The sequence below is a fragment of the Sphingomonas sp. GV3 genome (genome assembly GCF_031082075.1).
Taxonomy (GTDB): Bacteria; Pseudomonadota; Alphaproteobacteria; order Sphingomonadales; family Sphingomonadaceae; genus Sphingomonas; species Sphingomonas beigongshangi.
The window spans coordinates 2,281,820-2,302,521 of the sequence record NZ_JARWLE010000001.1 but is presented as its reverse complement, the minus strand read 5'-3'; the positions used below and the strand labels follow the sequence as shown (position 1 = coordinate 2,302,521).

17 protein-coding genes and 1 tRNA gene are annotated in these 20,702 nt (G+C 65.3%); 9 read left to right on the top strand and 9 right to left on the bottom strand.

All coding sequences use genetic code 11. From position 1 onward, the window contains the following. The first annotated feature begins 64 nt into the window (after positions 1–64). Positions 65–256, top strand: a complete 192-nt coding sequence (locus RF701_RS10945) for a hypothetical protein (protein WP_308814980.1) — start codon at positions 65–67, stop codon at positions 254–256. A 293-nt stretch (positions 257–549) separates the two neighbouring features. Here RF701_RS10945 and RF701_RS10940 read toward each other — a convergent pair whose 3' ends face one another. Next, a complete protein-coding gene (locus RF701_RS10940) occupies positions 550–3,072 on the bottom strand; it encodes a hypothetical protein (protein ID WP_308814979.1) in 2,523 nt (840 codons plus the stop codon). Positions 3,073–3,725: 653 nt separating this feature from the next. Here RF701_RS10940 and RF701_RS10935 point away from each other — a divergent pair. After that, positions 3,726–3,920: a hypothetical protein gene (locus tag RF701_RS10935; protein WP_308814978.1), complete on the top strand. Its 195-nt coding sequence runs from the start codon at positions 3,726–3,728 to the stop codon at positions 3,918–3,920. A gap of 719 nt (positions 3,921–4,639) precedes the next feature. Here RF701_RS10935 and RF701_RS10930 read toward each other — a convergent pair. Together RF701_RS10930 and RF701_RS10925 are read right to left on the bottom strand one after the other, a co-directional pair. Beyond that, positions 4,640–5,995 (bottom strand): IS1380-like element IS1247 family transposase, encoded by a 1,356-nt coding sequence (locus RF701_RS10930; protein WP_006473457.1) that lies wholly within the window; start codon positions 5,993–5,995, stop codon positions 4,640–4,642. Between the two features lie 54 nt (positions 5,996–6,049). After that, entirely contained in the window at positions 6,050–6,400 is a 351-nt protein-coding gene (locus RF701_RS10925; protein ID WP_308814977.1) for a hypothetical protein, read from the bottom strand. Positions 6,401–7,433: 1,033 nt separating this feature from the next. Between RF701_RS10925 and RF701_RS10920 the strand changes: the two genes are divergently transcribed. Further along, entirely contained in the window at positions 7,434–7,610 is a 177-nt protein-coding gene (locus RF701_RS10920; RefSeq protein ID WP_308814976.1) for a hypothetical protein, read from the top strand. A 27-nt stretch (positions 7,611–7,637) separates the two neighbouring features. Here RF701_RS10920 and RF701_RS10915 read toward each other — a convergent pair whose 3' ends face one another. The 4 genes from RF701_RS10915 to RF701_RS10900 all read right to left on the bottom strand — a co-directional run bounded on the left by RF701_RS10915 (position 7,638) and on the right by RF701_RS10900 (position 9,064). After that, complete coding sequence (locus RF701_RS10915; RefSeq protein WP_308814975.1) at positions 7,638–7,985, bottom strand: hypothetical protein; 348 nt, start codon at positions 7,983–7,985, stop codon at positions 7,638–7,640. A gap of 84 nt (positions 7,986–8,069) precedes the next feature. Next, the gene (locus tag RF701_RS10910; protein ID WP_308814974.1) at positions 8,070–8,375 is read right to left on the bottom strand and encodes a hypothetical protein; all 306 of its coding nucleotides are present in this window, start codon (positions 8,373–8,375) and stop codon (positions 8,070–8,072) included. 3 nt (positions 8,376–8,378) lie between these two features. After that, positions 8,379–8,540: a hypothetical protein gene (locus tag RF701_RS10905; RefSeq protein ID WP_308814973.1), complete on the bottom strand. Its 162-nt coding sequence runs from the start codon at positions 8,538–8,540 to the stop codon at positions 8,379–8,381. A 281-nt stretch (positions 8,541–8,821) separates the two neighbouring features. Beyond that, on the bottom strand, positions 8,822–9,064 hold the full coding sequence (locus RF701_RS10900; RefSeq protein ID WP_308814972.1) for a hypothetical protein: 243 nt from the start codon (positions 9,062–9,064) through the stop codon (positions 8,822–8,824). 234 nt (positions 9,065–9,298) lie between these two features. Here RF701_RS10900 and RF701_RS10895 point away from each other — a divergent pair, with 234 nt between their 5' ends. After that, positions 9,299–9,889 carry a recombinase family protein gene (locus RF701_RS10895; RefSeq protein WP_308814971.1) on the top strand — a complete coding sequence of 197 codons (591 nt, stop codon included), beginning with the start codon at positions 9,299–9,301 and terminating at the stop codon, positions 9,887–9,889. A 98-nt stretch (positions 9,890–9,987) separates the two neighbouring features. Then, a complete protein-coding gene (locus RF701_RS10890; RefSeq protein ID WP_308814970.1) occupies positions 9,988–10,413 on the top strand; it encodes a hypothetical protein in 426 nt (141 codons plus the stop codon). Between the two features lie 141 nt (positions 10,414–10,554). Here the strand turns inward: RF701_RS10890 and RF701_RS10885 are convergent, their stop codons facing one another. Both RF701_RS10885 and RF701_RS10880 read right to left on the bottom strand, forming a co-directional pair. Continuing rightward, a complete protein-coding gene (locus RF701_RS10885; RefSeq protein ID WP_308814969.1) occupies positions 10,555–12,312 on the bottom strand; it encodes a hypothetical protein in 1,758 nt (585 codons plus the stop codon). 92 nt (positions 12,313–12,404) lie between these two features. Further along, a tRNA-Leu gene (locus RF701_RS10880) sits at positions 12,405–12,491 on the bottom strand. Positions 12,492–12,600: 109 nt separating this feature from the next. Here RF701_RS10880 and RF701_RS10875 point away from each other — a divergent pair. From RF701_RS10875 to gltB, 4 genes are all read left to right on the top strand, one after another. Then, on the top strand, positions 12,601–13,533 hold the full coding sequence (locus RF701_RS10875) for a complex I NDUFA9 subunit family protein (protein ID WP_308814968.1): 933 nt from the start codon (positions 12,601–12,603) through the stop codon (positions 13,531–13,533). A gap of 22 nt (positions 13,534–13,555) precedes the next feature. Continuing rightward, positions 13,556–14,359, top strand: a complete 804-nt coding sequence (locus RF701_RS10870) for an undecaprenyl-diphosphate phosphatase (RefSeq protein ID WP_308815655.1) — start codon at positions 13,556–13,558, stop codon at positions 14,357–14,359. A gap of 153 nt (positions 14,360–14,512) precedes the next feature. Then, the gene (locus RF701_RS10865) at positions 14,513–15,946 is read left to right on the top strand and encodes an NAD(P)-dependent oxidoreductase (protein WP_308814967.1); all 1,434 of its coding nucleotides are present in this window, start codon (positions 14,513–14,515) and stop codon (positions 15,944–15,946) included. A 57-nt stretch (positions 15,947–16,003) separates the two neighbouring features. Continuing rightward, a complete protein-coding gene (gene gltB / locus RF701_RS10860) occupies positions 16,004–20,530 on the top strand; it encodes a glutamate synthase large subunit (RefSeq protein WP_246848031.1) in 4,527 nt (1,508 codons plus the stop codon). Positions 20,531–20,702 lie beyond the last annotated feature (172 nt).

Below are 20,702 nucleotides of genomic sequence, written 5' to 3'. Positions count from 1 at the left end.
CACCATGCAATCAAGTGTTTCGTCGGACCGTTTGGGACGATAATTATGACGGGGACCGAGTAAGATGGGCCGCAAGCTGAGCAACCGGAAAACGTCGGCAGGGATCAAGCTGTCCGAAGGGACCGCCACCTACATGGGCGATGGGATGTTCGTGATCGATACCGTTGACGACACCCTTCGCGGGCCGGAACGGTACAGCCGTGTGTCGCTGCACCTGCAGGACCTGGAGGCGATGCTGGCTTCCGCCGCGGTGTGACGGGGCCATAGCGGTACGGCTTCGGCGGTACCGGGGCTAATCTCGCCGTCCGCTGTGATGAGGCTCAGGGAGTCGCTGTAAGACTCACAGGGTGCGAAGTGGGGCCTGGAAGCTACCATGGTAGCCTGCGGGCCTTGTCGGCCCTCAGTGAGTCTCTCCGGGGCGTTGCGGGCATGCGCCGATAAGCGACTGCGGAACGATCGAAAAAAGAACCCCTCAAGCTCCCGAAGGAACCTGGAGGGGTCGTGATGTTCCGCATCGCTTCCGAACAGCGACAGGGGCCACCAAGGGGGTCAGGGCCGGCCAGGAGCCCAACGGCCGTAGAGGGGCGCCAACGGGTCAGGTGGTGCCCACGCTCGCTCCGCTTCGAAGTAAGAGGACGGCGCGGGGGAGGCATCTTGGCCTGCCGCCTGGAGCACTGCCGAGCGGCTCGCGGCCGACATAGTGGCGTCTCGCCTTAAGGATTGAGAAGCATCCAAAGAAGGCCGGCGGTCCAGCGCTCTCATGGCCTCCTGGACGGCTCCAGGCTCCGCGGCTCCCAGAATTTCGGCAGTGCGGTCCTGGACGTCTCGACGGAAGGCGGCAGAGCCCCGCGGGTTGCCGCGGGCTGCGGCAGCCAGAGCGCCCACAAAGCGGCCGGTGGAAGCCTTGGCGGCGACGTCGACCAGCAAGCCGAGTTGTTCTGCCGCGTCACTGACAGGTGTCTTGCCTCGTCCTGAAGGCGCGGCCAATTCGGCGAAGGTCTGATACGCTTGGTGCTCGGCCTCCAGGCGGTCGTCCAGGCGGCTCAATACACCTGGGCGTGCTGCCATCACCTCGATAGCTTGCTGCTTGCTGGCGTCTCCGCCGGCCGACAGTGCCCCGGCGCCTGAAAGGCCCAGGGAGGCCCTGAGGCTCGCTGCGCCATTCGCTCCAGGCTTCAGCCCTACGGTGGTGGTGCGTTCGGCCAAGCCAGTGCGAGCGCCCGCCGTCCAGGCCTCTTGAGCGTGCTGGGGCATGGTGCGGCGCTGGGCGTTGATCTCTGGCCCACTGAGGGCCGCCACATCCCGTCCCCGCTCCAGAGCGTCACGAATTGCCATGTCGTCGGCATAGGCCGCCTTGGCATCCGCATAGGCCCCGTTGGTTCGCCGGAGGTACTGGTCGAGGTCCTGCGCCGCCGCGGAGAGGCTGGCGGACTGATTGTCCATCTCGGGACGTCCGGTCAGTGGGTTTCGCTTAACCCCGCCATTCAGGGAGCGGACGACTTGGTCGAAGGCCTCGAAGGTAGGTTGCTGGGAGAGGACCACCTCGCCTGAGCTGGGGTCTAGGCGGAAGCCCATGGCCTCGGGGTTGCCCCCGCGGTTGCGGATGTTGTCGTAGGCCTGCCCGAAATTATACCTGACGGCCGGGCGGGCCATGAGGGACTGTAGCTCGGGCGTCAGGACCATCGGGCTCCCCTGAGCGTAAGCCGTCCGGTACGCCGGTCCGGCGGCGGCCTTCGCACGGGAGAGTATCGCTTCACCCTCTACGATAGGATCAATGGCCGGGCCCAGCGTCTCCGCAAGGTGTCCACGGATGCGTGAGGCTTGCTGAGCCTGCCGGGACGCTAAGGCGCGGCGGGCTCGGGAGGCCATGCGACCGCCGCCGGAAAGAGCGCCTGTGAAGGTCTGGCGAAGGGGCTCGCTGGTGTCAGCCGGGATCGCAGGAACCCCCAGGGACTGGCGGCGTGCCACCTCTGAAGCGACGTTGACAGGTGTCGCCGGAACCTCTCCCGTGCCCATCCCAGTCGTTATGGTGCCCCCGGCCATGTCCCGCGCCAGGATGCGTTCCGCTTGGGCGTGGGCAGAGGCCGCTGGTGTAATAAGGTTCTCACCCCTGAGGCGGCGAGGGACGTTCTCCAGGCCCGTCAGGATGCCGTTGAGGCCGGGGAGGTTCCGCCGGGCCGCGGAGGTCGCTGCCGCAACCCCGCGGCCCGCCACAGGGGCGACACCGCCCAACACGCCGCCTGCTCCAGCGCCCAGGAGGGTGTTGGTCAATCGACCATCGCCTGTGTCGTTCAGGGCACCGGAAAGGGCGCCATAGGTCGCCCCGTTGATGCCAGCATTGCCGATCCCGGATGCCAGCGACGTTCCGCGGAGGACGCGGGCCTGGGGCAGAGCAAGCGAGCTGAGGAGGCCGGTTCCCCATGCGGCACTCGCTACGTCTGGATGGTCAGTCTCCAGGCGAGCGCGGTCCTGATCCGACGCGGCTGCCTCTTCACGGAACGCCTGGAGGGGCTGCCAGTCGATCTCGTCCGACAGCGGGGCGGCGATGGAGTTGCCGATCGCGCCGCCGACGCCTGCCATCGTTCGGCCGAAGCCGGGGACCAGTCCGTTGAGGGCCTCTTGAGCTGTGGCGGAGATGCTCTCCAGGGTGGTGTTAGCTGGGGCGTAATCCTGGACGCGAGCTTGGATGTCGGCCTCGGTGGAACCTGCGGGCGCTTCGATGTTGTACCGAGCGCCATCGGGTCCCCTGCCGATGTAGGTGACCGTCTCCGCCACCTTGCCACCGCTGCGGGAACGGGCAGCGATGAAGGCTCGGGCATCCTCGTCGGTAACGTCGAAGCCACGTTGACGGGCGAAGGCCTGGAGGTCGGCCGCGGTGCTTTGCGGGTCTTGTGCAAGCCGAGTGTACGCCGCTTCTTCGTGCGGAGCCATGTGGGCGCCGCGGAGGTCCTGCGGCGTGATGTGCTCGCTGGCGAGGTAGCTGTCCACCTCACGCTCTGAGGCGCCTTGGTCGATCATGGAGGCGACGTTGCCGCGGATGCGGTCGAGGTCGGGGGGTGGGGCGGCGGGCATGGGGTTCGGGTCCAGGCTTTGAAATGAGAGTGTCGTCGAGTCGATGCTCAGTGCACGCGGCCCTTAAGGCAGCATCGAGGCTGGACCATAGATTGGACGGAAAGAAGCTGGATGCCCTAAGGGGCCTTAAGGCGTCCCGCGTGCGAAGAGGTGCAATTCTCAGGACGGAACAGAGAAAATGTTCAGGGAGTAGTGGTAGAGGATTATAGGTGATGAACGCGGTACAATTTGAGGGTACCTTAGATTACTACAGGACACTTAGGAATATATCTAAGATATACATGTATATATCTCTTTAGGGTCCTGTAGGTCCCTCAAGGCCCCCTTTCCCCCGTCCGGTATTGTCGGCCGCATTTGTGACCTGTCGTGCATATGGTCGCACTAAGTTGCTTGTGCATATGGTCGTACTAAGCCCCCTTTTTGCCAGGAACCGCAGAAAACCGTGGGTTTCGGGAGCGCCTCGGGGGCCTGGATGGGACCCAGGGTCCCTCGTGTATACAAAGGCCGGGGGTCTTCAGAATGGGGCCGGATTGATACCCAGATGGGACCGGATGGGCCAGATGAAACCCGGAGGGACGAATGTCTGCTAGCGCCCAGCAGCGGACATTCGGCGGGCACTGGTGTCGCCCGATGCGGGACACTACGCTTAGTGGATGGAGAACGAGTGGTTCGACGGCATGACGGTCAACGAGCGCCTGTTTTCGACCGGGCTACTCGACAGTTTCGACGTGGCTGTGGAAGCGCGTAATCGCGATACCCTCATCACCATCCTGTCCGAAGTGGCTGTAGTCGATCCGGAAGCGACAGCCGATGCCATTCTGGCGGCCGCGCATCGCAATGTCTGCTAACGCCCAATCCCCGCCATTCCCGACCACAATCACTCTTCCCGATTGCGGACAGCCGTTCAGCACGGCAGGATCGGGCAATGACCCTCGGCAACGCAGCTCATGTAGCGATCAGATGTGCAGCGGCGCTGGTTTGGGCATGGCTGGCTTGGCGCACAGTTCGAACAGGCATGCCAGCAGGGAATGCGAAGATGAACCCGCGTCGCGACGAGCGTCCTGTGCAATTCTGGCTTGTAGCAGCATTTATCGCCGGCTTGGCTGTCTGGAGCGCCGTTCAGGCATTCGACTTACATCGGGCGTGAACCAATTCAGCAACGTGCCGGCATCTTGCCACGACGCCTTTCCCGAGAGCGGCCGTTCCGCTCCCCTTCCAAAAGCGGACGTTCCGCTTTCGCCCAATAGCGGACATCAGCCTCGTTTGCCCGTCCAGACCGCGTGACCGAGAAGGAGCACACTCAGCCCTGCCGCAAGCGCGCCAAGTGCCTGCATCGACGAAGTAAACCTGCATTCCCCAAGTGGCGTGTCGTTTGAGGTGAAGATCGCCTGTATCCGAGCGCTAGACAAGGATTTTCTGCCGCAAGCGGCACCTGCGGTCGCGCAGACTGCTGGGTCTGGACGGATCAGACCGCGAAGCCGCTGTTTCCTTGCCCAGGGGCGGCGTTTTTCAGCGCAGCGGACAGATCTGTCCAGCCGCTTTCGTTCAGTTTGAGCGTGGATCGCGATCATGCGCATAGCGGTGGCGCTCGCAATCGGCGGATAGCGGCGAGGATGGCGCGTACCATCGTGCCGGTGACAGCGACCTCGGCCAGCTGGAAGGTGATGGTGCGGGCGTGACGGACCACACGTGCCCCGATCTTGATCAGCTTCAGTTGCAGGCTGGTCAACGACCAGTCGGCCATGGCCTCGGGCAGCTCGATGCAGCGCAAGAAGGTGGCCAGGTTGTACGCCAGGGCGTGCAGTTGCAGCCGCACCTCATTGTCGCGGAACTTCCGGCACGACAGCCGCGTCCAGCGAAAGGCGTATTTGCCCTCTTTGATGTGCTGCTCGGCGGTGCCGCGCTGGTTGTAGAACCGCACCACCCAGTCCGGCTCCATCGGCAGGTTGGTGACGATGAAGCCGACACGCGGGAACAGTTCGCCCGGATGCCATTCGATCTTGGCGATCACCCGGCGTTCCTTGTCCCAGGACGCCGCCTGATACTCGAATTCCTCGAAGAACCGCTTGACCTTGGTCAGTGACGGCCGCCCGACAGGGCGCGTTAGCCGATGCGCGATCTTGTCCTTGAGGACCGCGTTTGCGGGCAGCCGGATGGCGTAGAAGAACCGCGCTTCTTCCAATCGCTCATAGATCGCCGGGATCGCGTAGGCAGCATCGGCCCGGAAGAACCTGCCACCAAGGTCGCGCTCCGCGTAGCGCGCAATGACGGGGTCGAGAACATCACGCCAGCCATCGGCGCTGTGGACGTTGCCATGGCGCAGGGCGCAGCGTTCCAGCATCCCGAACTGGTTGAACAGAAAGTTGGGGTGATAGCAGCTACAGTCGAAATGGCCATTCCAGGCGGACCCTTCCTGGTCGCCATGGGTCGGGCTGACCGAGCTGTCCATGTCCAGAACGATGTACTTCAGCCCGTTACGGTCATGGAACCGGTCGATCCATTGCCCGTTCAGGTCGGCCAGCGCGGCACGGTTCCCGGCCAGAGCCAGCGTCTCGGTCTCGAACCGTCCCATCTGCGATGCCGAGGCCGCTTGTGCATCGACCGCTCTGCCGCCGACAACTTGGCGCATGACCGGATCGCAGGCGAGACGGTTGGCGTCGTTGACATCCTCGTATCCGGCCAGCCGCCCAAAGACTGATTGCCGGAACAGGCCGTCGAGCCGATGGACCGTGTTCTTGCCAGAGCGAGTATCGCGCAGCGCCGCTGACGCCAAATCGGACAACCCGAGCGCGTCATCAAGCTCGCGCATCACCAGAAGGCCGCCGTCGGAACTGAGCTGCGTGCCGCGAAATTCCAGCCGCACGCGAGGGTCGAAATCCACCCGATCTGCCCGTTGCAAGCCCGCACCCTCTGGGTGATCCATGAAACGCGCCCCTCGCAGCCTTCAACACCATGTTTTATATAGGAAATATAATGGTCAGGACAGCGAAATCAGCGCCTTACTTGGGAAATGTGGGGTAAAGATGATCTTCGCCGGCATCGGAGCATCAAGACCTAGCCAGGTGAGGAGCTCGTAGGCGAGCACGCCTATCACCGCCGTACCCGCCAGTCCGAGCACAAAGGATGAATTGCCCGCCTGACGTCCTCGACCAAGTAGGAGTGCGAGAAGTTTGGCTGCGACTAGGCACGCAACGAACCAGCCGAACAGCTCGGAGAAGCCTCGCCAGCCCGTAGGTCCGATGCCGTCCGTTAATCCAGCGAAGCCGATGATCGCCGCCGGAAAAACAGACAAGCATCCGAGGCCCTGATCAATACCAGTCGTCCGCATCGCGCTATCCGTAGCTCACCCCTGAGTGCCTATTGGCACAGTGTGCAGATTGCATGGAGCCAATGTCCGCTTTCCCCCAATAGCGGACATTGGGCACCGGATGGGACCCGGAGGGGCCCGAAGAAATAATCGGGTGGGGGATCGGTCAGGACTGGATGGGACTGAAGGGGCCGGCGAGGTGGTGACACACCGCTTCAAACCAAGTATACGATGCCGATGCAGTGGCTACATTTAGCTTTCACCGCTTTTGCGATGATCTTTGTCGGTGGCCGCGTTGTTCGTGCCGTACATTCTGGCGTGGCCTATGGCGCTAATTGGTCAAAGTATAGTAGGACCACCGATCCAGTTCGATTTTGGTGCATAACGGGCTTGAATGCCATTATCCTTTTGTTCTTCGTTGCTTTAGGCTTCTCCTCCTACGCTCCGTAAATCCAGCGTCCCATTAGGAAGGCGTGCAAAGTTTGAAGGTCGGACTGGCCGTAGAGCCGCGCGAGCGAAGCCGCCGATTTCGAGCCGAGATTGCCACCGCAGCCACGGGCTCCCGCCGCCCAGCCGGAGGGGACCCGGCCAGCTATTCCCCCTCTCATCCGTCCCCCACCAGGGCTGTAACCCGCGGAAAACTGCGGTTTGTCGCTGGATGCCGAAGCCGGTGCTCCCCCACCATGGGCACGATGGACCGGGGGGATTGCGCCCTTTCGCTCGGTCCTGCCCTCGTCGCCGCCGGACATTAGGCCCTGTGTGGCGATGCCGGATGACCACACCTGTAGTCGATGCACGATGAGGGACCGACCCCATGCCGGCCCTCGCCGGCCTTGTGGTTCTTGCGCGGCGACGTTTCGGCCCAGCGAGCCCACCGTCCTCGACAAGGAGATGATCGAAGGCTTCGTCTAGCTGGGAGACGATCGCGCCCCTCGCGCACCGCGCCACTCGCTTATCCAGAACGGCGAACGCTTGGCGACTCGCCGGGCCTCGGATATGTGCGGAACGCAGGAACGGACCGTGATCGCATTAGCGCTGCGCGGAGGACCGTTCGATGAAGCTCACTGACCTGATCTATCACCTCGTGGTCGCCTTCAGGCCCGACAAGCGCCCCTGGGTGGCCATGCTGGCGCTCACGCTGCTCCTCGTGGCCTTTGCGACAATCGTCATATCGTTGGCACTAGTCGGCCGCCAAGGCGCCGCTGCGCTCCATGCCCTTGTCATGCTTTGAGGGCGACCTCGCCGTCCCCTCACTGGCTCACACAGTGCCTGATCGTCCCCTCAAGACCCAGCGCACGAGCACGTAGGCGATACCCCCGAGGACCCATGCGATCGCCGCGAGGACCGCGCTGCCCAGGAAGGACATGCCCAGCGTCGAGAGGGCGGACGGCTCGCGGTCCAAGTAGTCAGCAGAGTCCTGGCTGCACTTCTCCTTGTCCTTGGAATAGTCAGCCAGTGGATACTGATCTTGTAGGCGAGAGAAGCCGTCGTAGCACATCGAATACAGGCGGCCCGCAAAATCAAATCTTTGGTTCATCGTAGCCATGTGGATCGTCAACGTGGCGCCGATCAGCCACAAGCCGGTGACCACGATCGCCAATCGCATCCAGACGTTTAACCTGACCCGCATCCAAGCCTCCCCACCACTGACTACGCATGTAATCGCCCGAGGGTGACAGTCATGCCCTCCCTACTTACCCGCATCATCTGTCTTCTTCCCCGGCCCCAGCTCGGCCTTGAACCCGAACCCGCCGCCCCGCTGGAACCCGAAGGACACGCCGGGCGCGATCTGCATTCGAAGGGGGCGAGACAACAGTCCGGGCGTCTCCGGAGGCGGCGGCAAAGGTCGGAGCCGGTACTGCTCGTTATCACGCTTGCCGCACACAATGACATCGTCGCCGCTGGCCTCTGCGGCACAGCTTGGCTCTCGGCGCACCCGAAGGTCGATCTTCTCGCCCGGCTCGGCGGCCACGATCGCCTGCGGAACTGCGATCACCGCTTAATGACCCAGGTCACGGCGCTGCATCTCAACATTCGCGGCATCCATCCCAGGCTCATCGTATTCCTCGCTGGCGGCCACATCGGCCCAAGTGAGCCGCTTGTTGTCGCGCTCGTAATCCCTCTTCGGGGCATCTCGCACCTTGGCCGTGAGCTGGCCCATGCGTGCAAGTTGTTGTGCTGCGTCCCATCCTCCCCCACCATTGACGACATGCGTAATTGCACCAGGGGTCGGTTAGCCAGACCGCTTCTGCTCAAGGTCATCCGCAATCGCAGACAGCGCCATAGCGAAGACGCGGAATGCCTTTTGCTCCACGTGAACTGGATAGGCCTGCTCAATATCGGCAGGTAGCGGCTGGTTTGCCCTGCTTCGGGCAAGCCGCGCCACAGCTCGGATTGTCGAGGGGGCCAGTCCCTCCCAGTCAATGCCTTCTTCGTTTTGCATCAGTCGTCCACCCGCATCCAGTAGGGCTTCTCGCCTTCTTTCGGTGCCCTCGTGGGCTCAGCGATCACCACGATCCCCGCCGGGTCGTAGGCGTAGTAGAGGACGCCCTGTGGGTCCTTCACGACCAGGAACTCGACCCAACGCTGGGCATCCTCTACCAGGATGGGCACCCTGGCGCCTGGGAGCTGGACCTGGACCAGCCGACCAGCGTCGATCTCGACCCGTAGGAGGCCGGCGATCATGTCCGCCCAATGGTGCTCGCAACGCGTCTCTTTCGATGACTGTGATATCGACACCACTCCCGACACTCCTTGCGTAAAGAGTGCCACGATGATCGCACATTCAAAAGCCTCGAAAGGTGTAGGTTTCGGGTCAGCCCCTGCGGCGCCCGTCTGGTTGTCTCAAAAGATATTTGACAGGTAATGCGACATGTCTCACAAAGATGGCTAACCTTCTGAGACGTTGGAGCCGAGACCATGAGCCGAATTTCCTATTACCGTGTCTCGTCGGGCGATCAGTCAATCGAGGCGCAGCGGCAGGCGCTTGCGTCCGGTGGTGTCGACTTCGAGTTTGAGTTTCAGGATGTCGGCATCAGTGGAGCCGTCAAAGCGGAAGACCGCCCAGGCTTCGCTCAGCTTCTCCAGGTGGCCCGTAAGGGCGACACCATCCACGTCTACTCGATTGACCGCTTGGGGCGTGATGCTTTGGACGTCCAGGCTACCGTCCGGCGACTTCTCGACAAGGGCGTCTCGCTGGACGTGCGAGGCCTTGGCGTGATCGGCAGGGGCGTGGGGGAACTGATCGTGGCCGTCCTCGCCCAGATGGCCGACATGGAGCGTGGCCGGATCAAGGAGCGGTGTGAGAGCGGCCGGCAGGCTGCCCGTGCGGCCCTGGAGGCGACTGGCAAGACCCACAGGGGTAAAGAGAGCCTGGGACGGCCCAAAGCGGCCGATGCTGCCGAAGTCCGTGCCTGGAGAGCGTCGAACGGTCCGGCGACGATCCGGGAGACCATGAAGCGCTTTGGGATCAGCAAGGCCACCGTTGCGCGGTACTGCGGTACCGCCTGACGAAGCTCTTTCGTCGTTTCCGATCACCGTCATTATCGTTCGGAAAGCCCCAGCGGTGAAAGGGTGAACGCCCGCTGGAGCTACCGGAAGATCGCCCCTTGATAATCGAACAGCAGCAGCCGACGTTGCCCGCACTTTGGGCGAACAACATGAGCATCGAAGGAATGTGGGCGGCGTATTTCGGGGATGTCGACAGCCGTAACCCGTCCGCAAATAGCGGTATCCTCGTATTAGAGTCTGGTCGCATTTTCGGCGGCGATAGCCTGATGGCATATCGGGGCCGGTACGAGTTGGACGGGGCGCACGTCACGGCTGTAGCAGAGACATGGGCGTATAATGCTTCGCACGGATTGGTAACTACTGCTTTCGGTTCGATCGGAAATCAGCGGATTGATATCGAATTGGATGGCGCGTACTTCGCCGACGATGGGGTGCTGGGCAGTATTAAAGGAACCGTGTGGCAGAAGGCGGCGCCGGAGCGCAAATTGCCCATTCACCTCATGAAGCTTGACGAGCTACCTTGAGAACCAAGGGGGCCGGCAATCACTGTCGGTAACTGTCGGCCCCATCCGTTCATTTGTGGCTAAGGTAGAGCAACTCGCGGCCAACGAAGTGGAGGCGGTAGTTCCCGACGTCAAGCTAATTTATGTCCTCATGAACATGACCTAAGGCGACCACGGGGCGACTTTAGCAACGTCGAAGCCAGGGATGGTCACACGGTCGATTGCGGCCCCCAGTGGATTGAGGTCTCCATAGCTTTCGCCGGAGGTCGCATCCGACAGCGCGTGGCCCATGATGTACGCCATGTTCTCCCGCGGGACCCCACAGGCTCGCGCCGCCGTGCTCCAGGTGTGCCGGGTCTCACGGGCCGGCTGGCGGCCGTTGCCCTCCAGGTGCACGCCATGCTCCCTCAAATACTTGCCCCACCAATCGCCAAAGCCTGCGAACAGGAGGCCTCGCTGGCTCTTCGTGCGAAGCATGGGGAACAACGCTGTCTCCCCGGCGGCCTTGAGTGCCGACCGGTACCGAAGGAGCCCCAGGTCAATCAGGGGTAGCGGAACCGGGAAGGTGCGGCGGCTGCCTGCGTTCTTGAGACGCTGGGGGCCCTTCTGAGGATGGATGCCTTGGTCTGTGATCCGGAGCATCCAACGCCCGCTCTTCGGCTCCTTGAACAGGTCAGTCACCAGGAGCTGCGCGATCTCCTCAGGTCTTGCGCCGGTATGCAGCAGGAGCAACGGGAGCCAGTAGGATGCCTCGCCCTTGCCGCCCCGCGGCCTCTCTCCGACAGTGAAGATGGGCAGGCGGAAGATGGAGGCGATTTCGTCCGGCGAGAAACCCTTGGGCTCCAGGGGGCGGGACGCGCGATCAAGCTCGTGATCCTTGAACGGGTTGGGCGTAGCTTGGTCGAGGCGCCCCGCGCGTCCTGCTTGGGTCCACCGGGCGCCCAAGGCGCTCACGTGCTGGGCGAGGGTCTTTGCGCTCAGGCGGGGCACATCGTTCCGCTCACGATAGATCGCCACAAGCTGCGGCAGTGGGGCCGCCCGGTGTTCCGGCGGCAGCTTGGAGGGACGCTGAGCCAGGAGGTCCAGCCAGTCGGCGACCATGCGACGGGTGATCTCGTCGGGGCTTGGCGTGCCGTGCGTCTCACGGAACAGCCGGAGGGCAGTGCGGACACTTTCCTTGGTGGTGGCGCTCATCGGCTTGCTTGCCCGCGCCATGAGATGCTCTGTGATCGCCTCGAAGCTCTCCCCGGATGCCGTGGGCAACTCAGGAGCCTGAGAGGCGCTTGGCCGCGGCGGGCGGACGGGGCGAGCCGGTACCGGCACCACGCTGCCCCTAAGGCGTGCCTGGGCGTCTTCGCTCATCCGAATGGCGGCGGCGTTCATCTCCCACAGCAGCGTCTCGCGTCCGCTGTCGTCCTCGGGTGCCAGCCGGAACCCTTCCGACGACAGGAGGCGATCGGCCTGCTTGCCCCACCAGCTCTCCAAGGCATCGGTGTCGCCCTCGACCCGCCACTGCTTAAAGTCGGATAGATGCTCTGCCCATCCACCAAGGGACCGGTCGGCCCAATCGCCTCCTTGGGTCCGGAGGGCCTCTTCGTCGCGGCGGTGCCACTCACGGATGAAGACCTCAACGAGGTACTGGAGGCGCTCGGGCGTGAGGGGGTCGTAGGCGCCTGCCTCTGCCTTGGCCTTGAGGCGCCTCGCCGCTTCCGCCTCCTGCACCTGCCGTGCGAACTGCCGGTGAGCTGCCTCCCAATGCCGCATCGCTTCGGCCGTGAGAAAATGCTTGGCACCCAAGGGCACTTTTAGTTCCCGGCGGGCCTTGGCGAGAAACGGGCGGAGCGTTTCAGGGAATGCCCGGCGATAGAAGAGGCGGCCGGTTGCTGCGTCCGCGGAGACGTGTGGAATGCTCTTGCCCATCCAGGTCTTTGCTCCAGTTTTTGTACCGGACGAAGACCTGTAAGCCACGGATTTCCGACGTTTCTTGCCTTCTCAACCCCTTAGGGGAAGGGTGGTGCCCAGAAGAGGACTCGAACCTCCACGACCTTGCGATCGCCAGCACCTGAAGCTGGTGCGTCTACCAATTCCGCCATCTGGGCACGGGGTAGGCGGCGGCCTTTAGGGGGCGCGGCGCCGCCTTGTCAACACGACTTTCGCGGGGCAAGGGCGGCACAGCGAATTTTCCCATTCCGGCGAGAAGGGCCGATCATGAACGACAAACTGGTAACCGTGTTCGGGGGCGGCGGGTTCGTCGGCCGCTACGTCGTGCAGGCGCTGCTGCGCGCCGGCGCGCGCGTCCGCGTCGCGGAGCGCGACCCGCGGCGGGCCTGGTTCCTGAAGCCGCTGGGCGGCCTGGGTCAGATGCAGTTCGTCGCGGCCGACGTGACGCGGGCCGATACGGTGCATCGCGCCGTCGCGGGGGCGGACGCGGTGATCAACCTCGTCGGCGTTCTCGAGGGGGCGTTCGAGGCGATCCACGTCACCGGTGCCCGCAACGTCGCCGAGGCGGCGGCGGGCGCGGGAGTCGAGGCGCTGGTGCACATGTCGGCGATCGGCGCCGATCCCGCCGCGCGCTCGGCCTATGGCAGCACCAAGGGTCGCGGCGAGGAGGCGGTGCGCGCCGCCTTCCCGCGTGCCGCGATCATCCGTCCCTCGATCGTCTTCGGTCGCGAGGATCAGTTCCTCAACCGCTTCGCGGGAATGATCGAGGCCTTCCCGGTCGTGCCGGTGCTGCGCGCGCCGGTGAAGTTCCAGCCGGTGTTCGCCGCCGACGTCGGCGATGCCTTCGCCGCGGCGCTGGCCCCGAAGCATGCCGGCCGCACCTTCGAGCTTGGCGGTCCCGACGTGATGAGCATGGGCGAGATCATCCGCTGGCTCGCCACCACGCTGGGCCGCAAGCCGTCGATCGTCGAACTGCCCGATGCGGCGGGGGCGCTGCTCGCCCGCCTGCCGCTCGCGCCCATCACCACCGACCAGTGGCAGATGCTCCAGCGCGACAATGTCGTCGCGCCGGACGCGCCGGGCCTCGCGGCGCTGGGCATCGAGGCGACGCCGCTCGCCACTGTCGCACCCGACTGGCTTGTCCGCTTCCGTCGCAAGGGGCGGTTCGGCCGCCGCGCCGAGACCCTCTATCACGCCTGACACGCCCCTCTTCGGCTAGGACATCACCATGGACCTCCTCACCGCCATCCTCCTCGGCATCGTCGAGGGGGTCACGGAATTCCTGCCCGTCTCCTCGACCGGCCATCTCATCCTCGCCGGCACGCTGCTCGGCGTGCAGAACCAGGGCACGGCGACGTTCGACATCGTCATCCAGCTGGGTGCGATCCTTGCGGTCATCGTCCTATACTGGCGCCGCTTCTGGGGCGTCGCGGTCGGCCTGTTCGCGGCGGAGCGCCGGTCGATCGCCTTCGTGCGCAACGTCGTCCTAGGCTTCCTGCCCGCGATGGCGATCGGCTTCGTCGTCTACAAGGCGGTCAAGGCCCTGCTGGAAAAGCCGACCGTCGTCGCGGTCGCGCTGATCGTCGGCGGCGTCGCGATCCTGGCGATCGAGCGGATGGCGAAGCGCGCGCGTGTCGAATCGGTGGAGACGATGCCCGCCACGACCGCGCTCGGCATCGGCTTCATGCAGTGCCTCGCGATGATCCCGGGCGTCAGTCGATCGGGCGCGACGATCATGGGCGCGCTGACGCTGGGGGTGGATCGCCAGGCGGCGGCGGAATTCTCCTTCTTCCTCGCCATACCGACGATGCTCGCCGCCAGCGGCTACGACCTGCTCAAGTCGGGCGCGACGCTGGCGCAGGGTGAATGGCTGGCGATCGCGGTCGGTTTCGTGGTGTCGTTCATCGTCGCGATGCTGGTGATCCGCTGGTTCATGGCGGTGATCACGCGGCACGGTTTCGCGCCCTTCGCTTGGTATCGCATCATCGTCGGCGTCGTCGCGCTGATCGCACTCCAGCTTAGATAGTACCGTATCGGTATGTATTTCCCCGGCAATCGGACCGGCAGTCGGCGGCAGATACCGCACAGTCGATAAAATAGGTAACAAGTTCTGCCCTATCGGCCATTTTGTACGTGACATGGCCCCCGATCGTGCGTAGCGGCACGATCAGGAGGCTCCATGGCGCACGAATCGATGCTGAAGTTCGTCGGACGGGAACAAAAATATCCCGAAAAGCGCGAGGCAGAGGCGCGGGCGGACGATTTCCGTGAGATCGCCGCGCGCTATGCCGTGCCGGCGGCCGAGGAACAGGCGGGCCGCTGCTCGCAATGCGGCGTGCCCTATTGCTCGGTGCACTGTCCCCTGCACAACCACATCCCCGACTGGCTCCGCCTGACCGCGGAGGGCCGGCTGCGCGAGGCCTATGAGCTGAGCAACGCGACCTCGACCATGCCCGAGATCTGCGGCCGCATCTGCCCGCAGGACCGGCTTTGCGAGGGCAATTGCGTCATCGAATTCTCCGGGCACGGCGCGGTCACGATCGGTTCGGTCGAGAAGTTCATCACCGACACCGCCTGGGAAGAGGGCTGGGTCGAGCCGCTCGCGCCGGGTCCGGCGCGCGGCCAGTCGGTCGCGGTCATCGGCGCGGGGCCGGCGGGCCTCACCGCGGCGGAATATCTGCGCGGTCACGGTTATGACGTCCATGTCTACGATCGGCACGATCGCGCCGGCGGGCTGCTGACCTACGGCATCCCCGGCTTCAAGCTGGAGAAGCCGGTCGTGATGCGCCGGGTCGAGCGGCTCGCGGCCGGCGGCATCGTCTTCCACACCGGCTTTTCCGTTGGCGAGCAGGCGAGCCTCGACGAGCTGCGCCGACGGCATGACGCGGTGCTGATCGCCACCGGCGTCTATCGCGCGCGCGACCTCGACCTGGGCCAGGGTGTCGACGGGCGTGTCGTGGCCGCGCTCGACTATCTGATCGCCTCCAATCGCAAGGGCTTCGGCGATGCGGTGCCGGCCTTCGACGGCGGCGCGCTCGACGCGCAGGGCAAGCATGTCGTGGTCATCGGGGGCGGCGATACCGCGATGGACTGCGTGCGCACCGCGATCCGCCAGGGCGCCGCGTCCGTGAAGTGCCTGTATCGCCGCGATCGCGCCAACATGCCGGGCAGCCAGCGCGAAGTGGCCAATGCGGAGGAGGAGGGCGCGGAGTTCGTCTGGCTTTCCGCCCCCGCGGCCTTCGACGCCGACGGAACCGTGCGGGCGCGACGGATGCGGCTGGGCGCGCCCGACGCCAGCGGAAGGCGCGCGCCGGAAGCCGATCCGTCCGGCGACTTCACGGTGCACGCCGACCTGGTGATCAAGGCGCTCGGCTTCGACGCGGAGGACCTCCCCGGCCTGTTCGGCGCGCCCGAACTCGGCGTGTCGCGCTGGGGCACCGTGCTGGTCGACGGCAAGACGCTGATGACCAGCCTCGACGGGGTCTTCGCGGCGGGCGACATCGTGCGCGGCGCCAGCCTCGTCGTCTGGGCGATCCGCGACGGCCGCGACGTCGCGAGCGCGATGCACAAGTGGCTGAAGGCCAGCGCCAGGCGCGCGAAGGTCGCCGCCTGATTCCCGCTTCGACACCGACACCGGCCGCCCGCGGCGGCCCGACGATGGACCGATCCCATGACTGATGCCGTGACCGCCGCCATGACCGATCAACGCCGGCATCTCGCCGACCATGGCATGTACCGTCCGGATTACGAGGGCGATGCCTGCGGCGTCGGCCTCGTCGCCGCGACCGACGGGCGCGCGTCGCGCCGCGTCGTCCAGTCGGCGATCGACGCGCTGAAGGCGGTGTGGCACCGCGGCGCGGTCGATGCCGACGGCAAGACCGGCGACGGCGCGGGTCTTCACATCGACCTGCCGCACCGCTTCTTCGACGATGCCGTCGTCGCCTCCGGCCACAAGGTGCTGCCCAACCGGCTCGCGGTCGGCATGATCTTCCTGCCGCGCACCGACCTCGGCGCGCAGGAGAGTTGCCGCACGATCGTCGAAAGCGCGATCATCGAGGCGGGCTACACCATCTACGGTTGGCGTCAGGTCCCGGTCGACGTTTCCGTCATCGGCATCAAGGCGCAGGCGACGCGTCCCGAGATCGAGCAGATCATGATCGCCGGGCCGATGCCCGACGAGATGTCGGCGGCCGAGTTCGAGAAGAACCTGTATCTCATCCGCCGCCGGATCGAGAAGCGCGTCATCGCCGCGCAGATCCAGGGCTTCTACGTCTGTTCGCTCAGCTGCCGCTCGATCGTCTACAAGGGCCTGTTCCTCGCGGAGAGCCTGTCGGTCTTCTACCCCGACCTGCAGGACCAGCGGTTCGAAAGCCGCGTCGCGATCTTTCACCAGCGCTATTCGACCAACACCTTCCCGCAATGGTGGCTCGCGCAGCCGTTCCGCTGCCTCGCGCATAACGGCGAGATCAACACGATCCGCGGCAACAAGAACTGGATGCTCAGCCACGAGATCCGGATGGCGGCGACGGCGTTCGGCGACAACTCGGAGGATATCAAGCCGGTGATCCCGGCCGGCGCCAGCGACACCGCGGCGCTCGACGCGGTGTTCGAGACGATCTGCCGCTCGGGGCGCGACGCGCCGACCGCGAAGATCATGCTGGTGCCCGAGGCGATGTCGGCCGACCTGCCCACGCCGCACGCCGCGATGTACAACTATCTCGCCTCGGTGATGGAGCCGTGGGACGGCCCCGCCGCGCTGGCGATGACCGACGGACGCTGGGCGGTCGGCGGCGTCGATCGCAACGCGCTGCGCCCGCTGCGCTACACGCAGACCGCCGACGGCCTGCTGATCGTCGGATCGGAAAGCGGCATGGTCGTCGTTCCGGAATCGACGATCGTCGCCAAGGGGCGGCTGGGGCCGGGCCAGATGATCGCGGTCGACCTCGACGAAGGGCGCGTCCTTAACGACCGCGAGGTCAAGGACCGGATCGCCGCCGAGCACGATTACGCCGCGATGATCGGTGAATTCCACGCGATGCGCGACCTGCCGGAGGTACCGGACGCCACCGTCCGCTACGATCGCGCCGACCTCACCCGCCGCCAGGTCGCCGCCGGCCTGACGCTGGAGGACATGGAGCTGATCCTGTCGCCCATGGTCGATTCGGCGAAGGAAGCGGTCGGCTCGATGGGCGACGACACGCCGCTCGCGGTGATCAGCGACAAGCCGCGGCTCATCAGCCAGTTCTTCCGCCAGAACTTCAGCCAGGTCACCAACCCGCCGATCGACTCGCTGCGCGAGCGTTACGTCATGTCGCTCAAGACGCGCTTCGGCAATCTGGCCAACATCCTCGACACGGAGGATCGCCGCGAACGCGTGCTGGTGCTCGATTCGCCGGTGCTGACCGGGCACGACTGGGCTCGGTTGCGCGCGCATTTCGGCAGCAGCGCGAGCGAGATCGACTGCACTTTCGACGCGGACGGCGGCCCGGAAAAGCTGCGCGCCGCGATCCAGCGCATCCGCAACGAGGCGGAACAGGCGGTGCGCCAGGGCAAGAGCGAGCTGTTCCTGACCGACGAGCATGTCTCCGAAGGCCGCGTCGCGATCGCGGGCGTGCTCGCCGTCGCCGCGGTGCATACGCATCTCGTCCGCAAGGGCCTGCGCTCCTACGCCTCGATCAACGTCCGCTCGGCCGAATGCCTCGACACGCATTACTATGCGGTGCTGATCGGCGTCGGCGCGACGACGGTGAACGCCTATCTGGCGGAAGCCGCGATCGTCGACCGCCAGGCGCGCGGCCTGTTCGGCGATCTCGGCCTCGACGCCTGCCTCGCCCGCCATCGCGTCGCGATCGAGGAGGGGCTGCTCAAGATCATGTCGAAGATGGGGATCGCGGTGATCTCCAGCTATCGCGGCGGCTATAATTTCGAGGCGGTCGGCCTCAGCCGCGCGCTCGTCAACGATCTGTTCCCCGGCATGCCCGCCAAGATCTCGGGCGAAGGCTATGCCTCGCTGCACCACAGCGCGATCGTCCGGCACGAGCTTGCCTGGGACGAGGGGATCGCGAAGCTGCCGATCGGCGGCTTCTATCGCCAGCGTCATACCGGCGAGACGCATGCCTATTCGGCGCAGCTGATGCACCTGCTACAGACGGCGGTCGCGACCGACAGCTATACCAGCTATCTCCAGTTCAGCCGTGGCGTCGCCGACCTGCCGCCGGTCTATTTGCGCGACCTCCTCCAGTTTAATTTCCCCGCGGAGGGCGTGCCCGTCGACCAGGTCGAGGCGATCACGGAAATCCGCAAGCGCTTCGTCACGCCGGGCATGTCGCTGGGCGCGCTGTCGCCGGAGGCGCACGAGACGCTGGCGATCGCGATGAACCGCATCGGCGCCAAGGCGGTGTCGGGCGAGGGTGGCGAGGACGTCAGCCGCTTCACGCCTTATGCCAATGGCGACAACGCCAATTCGACGATCAAGCAGGTCGCCTCCGGCCGCTTCGGCGTCACTGCCGAATATCTCGGCGCCTGCGAGGAGATCGAGATCAAGGTCGCGCAGGGGGCAAAGCCCGGCGAGGGCGGGCAGCTGCCCGGTTTCAAGGTGACCGAATTCATCGCCAAGCTGCGCCATGCGACCCCGGGCGTGACGCTGATCAGCCCGCCGCCGCACCACGACATCTATTCGATCGAGGATCTGGCGCAGCTGATCTACGATCTGAAGCAGATCAACCCGCGCGCGCGTGTCGGGGTCAAGCTGGTCAGCTCGGCGGGCATCGGCACGGTCGCGGCGGGCGTCGCCAAGGCGCATGCCGACGTCATCCTCGTGTCCGGTCACGTCGGCGGCACCGGCGCCAGTCCGCAGACCAGCATCAAATATGCGGGCACGCCCTGGGAAATGGGGCTCAGCGAAGTGAACCAGGTGCTGACGCTGAACGGTCTGCGCGGCCGGGTCAGGCTGCGCGCCGACGGCGGGCTCAAGACCGGGCGCGACATCGTCATCGCCGCGATCCTGGGCGCGGAAGAATTCGGTATCGGCACGCTCAGCCTCGTCGCGATGGGCTGCATCATGGTGCGCCAGTGCCATTCGAACACCTGCCCGGTCGGCGTCTGCGTGCAGGACGAGCGGTTGCGCGCCAAGTTCACCGGCACGCCGGAAAAGGTCATCAACCTGATGACCTTCATCGCCGAAGAGGTGCGCGACATCCTCGCCCGCCTGGGCTGCCGCAGCCTGGACGAGGTGATCGGCCGTACCGAACTGCTCCGTCAGGTAAGCCGCGGCGCAGAGCATCTCGACGATCTCGACTTGAACCCGATCCTCGCCAAGGTCGACGCGACCGACGCGGAACGGCGCTTCAGCCTGTCGACCTTCCGCAACGACGTGCCCGACAGCCTGGATGCGCAGATCATCAAGGATGCCGCCCCGGTGTTCGCGCGCGGCGAGAAGATGCAGCTGACCTATTCGGTGCGCAACACCCACCGCGCGGTCGGCACGCGCCTGTCGAGCGAGATCACGCGCCGGTTCGGCATGGCGACGCTCGCCGATGGCCATGTCACGGTCCGCCTGCGCGGCTCGGCCGGCCAGTCGCTCGGCGCGTTCCTGTGCAAGGGCGTCACGCTGGAGGTGTTCGGCGACGCCAATGATTATGTCGGCAAGGGCCTGTCGGGCGGCACGATCATCGTCCGCCCCGCGGTGTCCTCGCCGCTTGCCAGCCAGGACAATACGATCGTCGGCAACACCGTCCTCTACGGCGCGACATCGGGCACGTTGCTGGCGGCGGGACAGGCGGGCGAGCGATTCGCCGTGCGCAATTCGGGCGCGACCGTGGTGGTCGAAGGCTGCGGTGCCAACGGCTGCGAATATATGACCGGCGGCGTCGCGGTGGTGCTGGGTCAGGTCGGCGCCAACTTCGGTGCCGGCATGACGGGCGGCATGGCCTTCGTTTACGACGCCGACGACAGCTTCGAACGCCGCGCCAACCCCGAAAACATCGTCTGGCAGCGGCTGGCGTCCGCGCATTGGGAAGCCGTGCTGCGCGCGCTCGTCGAGCGACACGCGGCGGCGACCGACAGCCGCTGGTCGAAGGGCCTGCTCGCCGACTGGGACCAGGCGCTCGGTCGCTTCTGGCAGGTCGTGCCGAAGGAGATGCTGTCCCGCCAGACGCATCCGCTCGACGACAGCCCGGAGGCGGTCGCGGCGGAGTGACCGTTTGCCCCTCCCGTTAGCGGGAGGGGGCAGGAGGGGGCCGGTCCGGGGATAACGGACACGTCCGCCATGCGATCGCCGTCACGCGGGGACGCGCCCACCCCCGGCGCCTCCCGCAGGCGGGCGGGGAGCCTGTTGCGCCTGGTCTCCTTTCGCGCTCTACTCGCTTGAA

Coding starts and splice junctions, on each gene's coding strand:
- RF701_RS10945 (WP_308814980.1), top strand. CDS start 65: ATGGGCCGCAAGCTGAGCAACCGGAAAACGTCGGCAGGGATCAAGCTG.
- RF701_RS10940 (WP_308814979.1), bottom strand. CDS start 3,072: ATGCCCGCCGCCCCACCCCCCGACCTCGACCGCATCCGCGGCAACGTC.
- RF701_RS10935 (WP_308814978.1), top strand. CDS start 3,726: ATGGAGAACGAGTGGTTCGACGGCATGACGGTCAACGAGCGCCTGTTT.
- RF701_RS10930 (WP_006473457.1), bottom strand. CDS start 5,995: ATGGATCACCCAGAGGGTGCGGGCTTGCAACGGGCAGATCGGGTGGAT.
- RF701_RS10925 (WP_308814977.1), bottom strand. CDS start 6,400: ATGCGGACGACTGGTATTGATCAGGGCCTCGGATGCTTGTCTGTTTTT.
- RF701_RS10920 (WP_308814976.1), top strand. CDS start 7,434: ATGAAGCTCACTGACCTGATCTATCACCTCGTGGTCGCCTTCAGGCCC.
- RF701_RS10915 (WP_308814975.1), bottom strand. CDS start 7,985: ATGCGATTGGCGATCGTGGTCACCGGCTTGTGGCTGATCGGCGCCACG.
- RF701_RS10905 (WP_308814973.1), bottom strand. CDS start 8,540: ATGGGCCAGCTCACGGCCAAGGTGCGAGATGCCCCGAAGAGGGATTAC.
- RF701_RS10900 (WP_308814972.1), bottom strand. CDS start 9,064: ATGATCGCCGGCCTCCTACGGGTCGAGATCGACGCTGGTCGGCTGGTC.
- RF701_RS10895 (WP_308814971.1), top strand. CDS start 9,299: ATGAGCCGAATTTCCTATTACCGTGTCTCGTCGGGCGATCAGTCAATC.
- RF701_RS10885 (WP_308814969.1), bottom strand. CDS start 12,312: ATGGGCAAGAGCATTCCACACGTCTCCGCGGACGCAGCAACCGGCCGC.
- RF701_RS10875 (WP_308814968.1), top strand. CDS start 12,601: ATGAACGACAAACTGGTAACCGTGTTCGGGGGCGGCGGGTTCGTCGGC.
- RF701_RS10865 (WP_308814967.1), top strand. CDS start 14,513: ATGGCGCACGAATCGATGCTGAAGTTCGTCGGACGGGAACAAAAATAT.
- gltB (WP_246848031.1), top strand. CDS start 16,004: ATGACTGATGCCGTGACCGCCGCCATGACCGATCAACGCCGGCATCTC.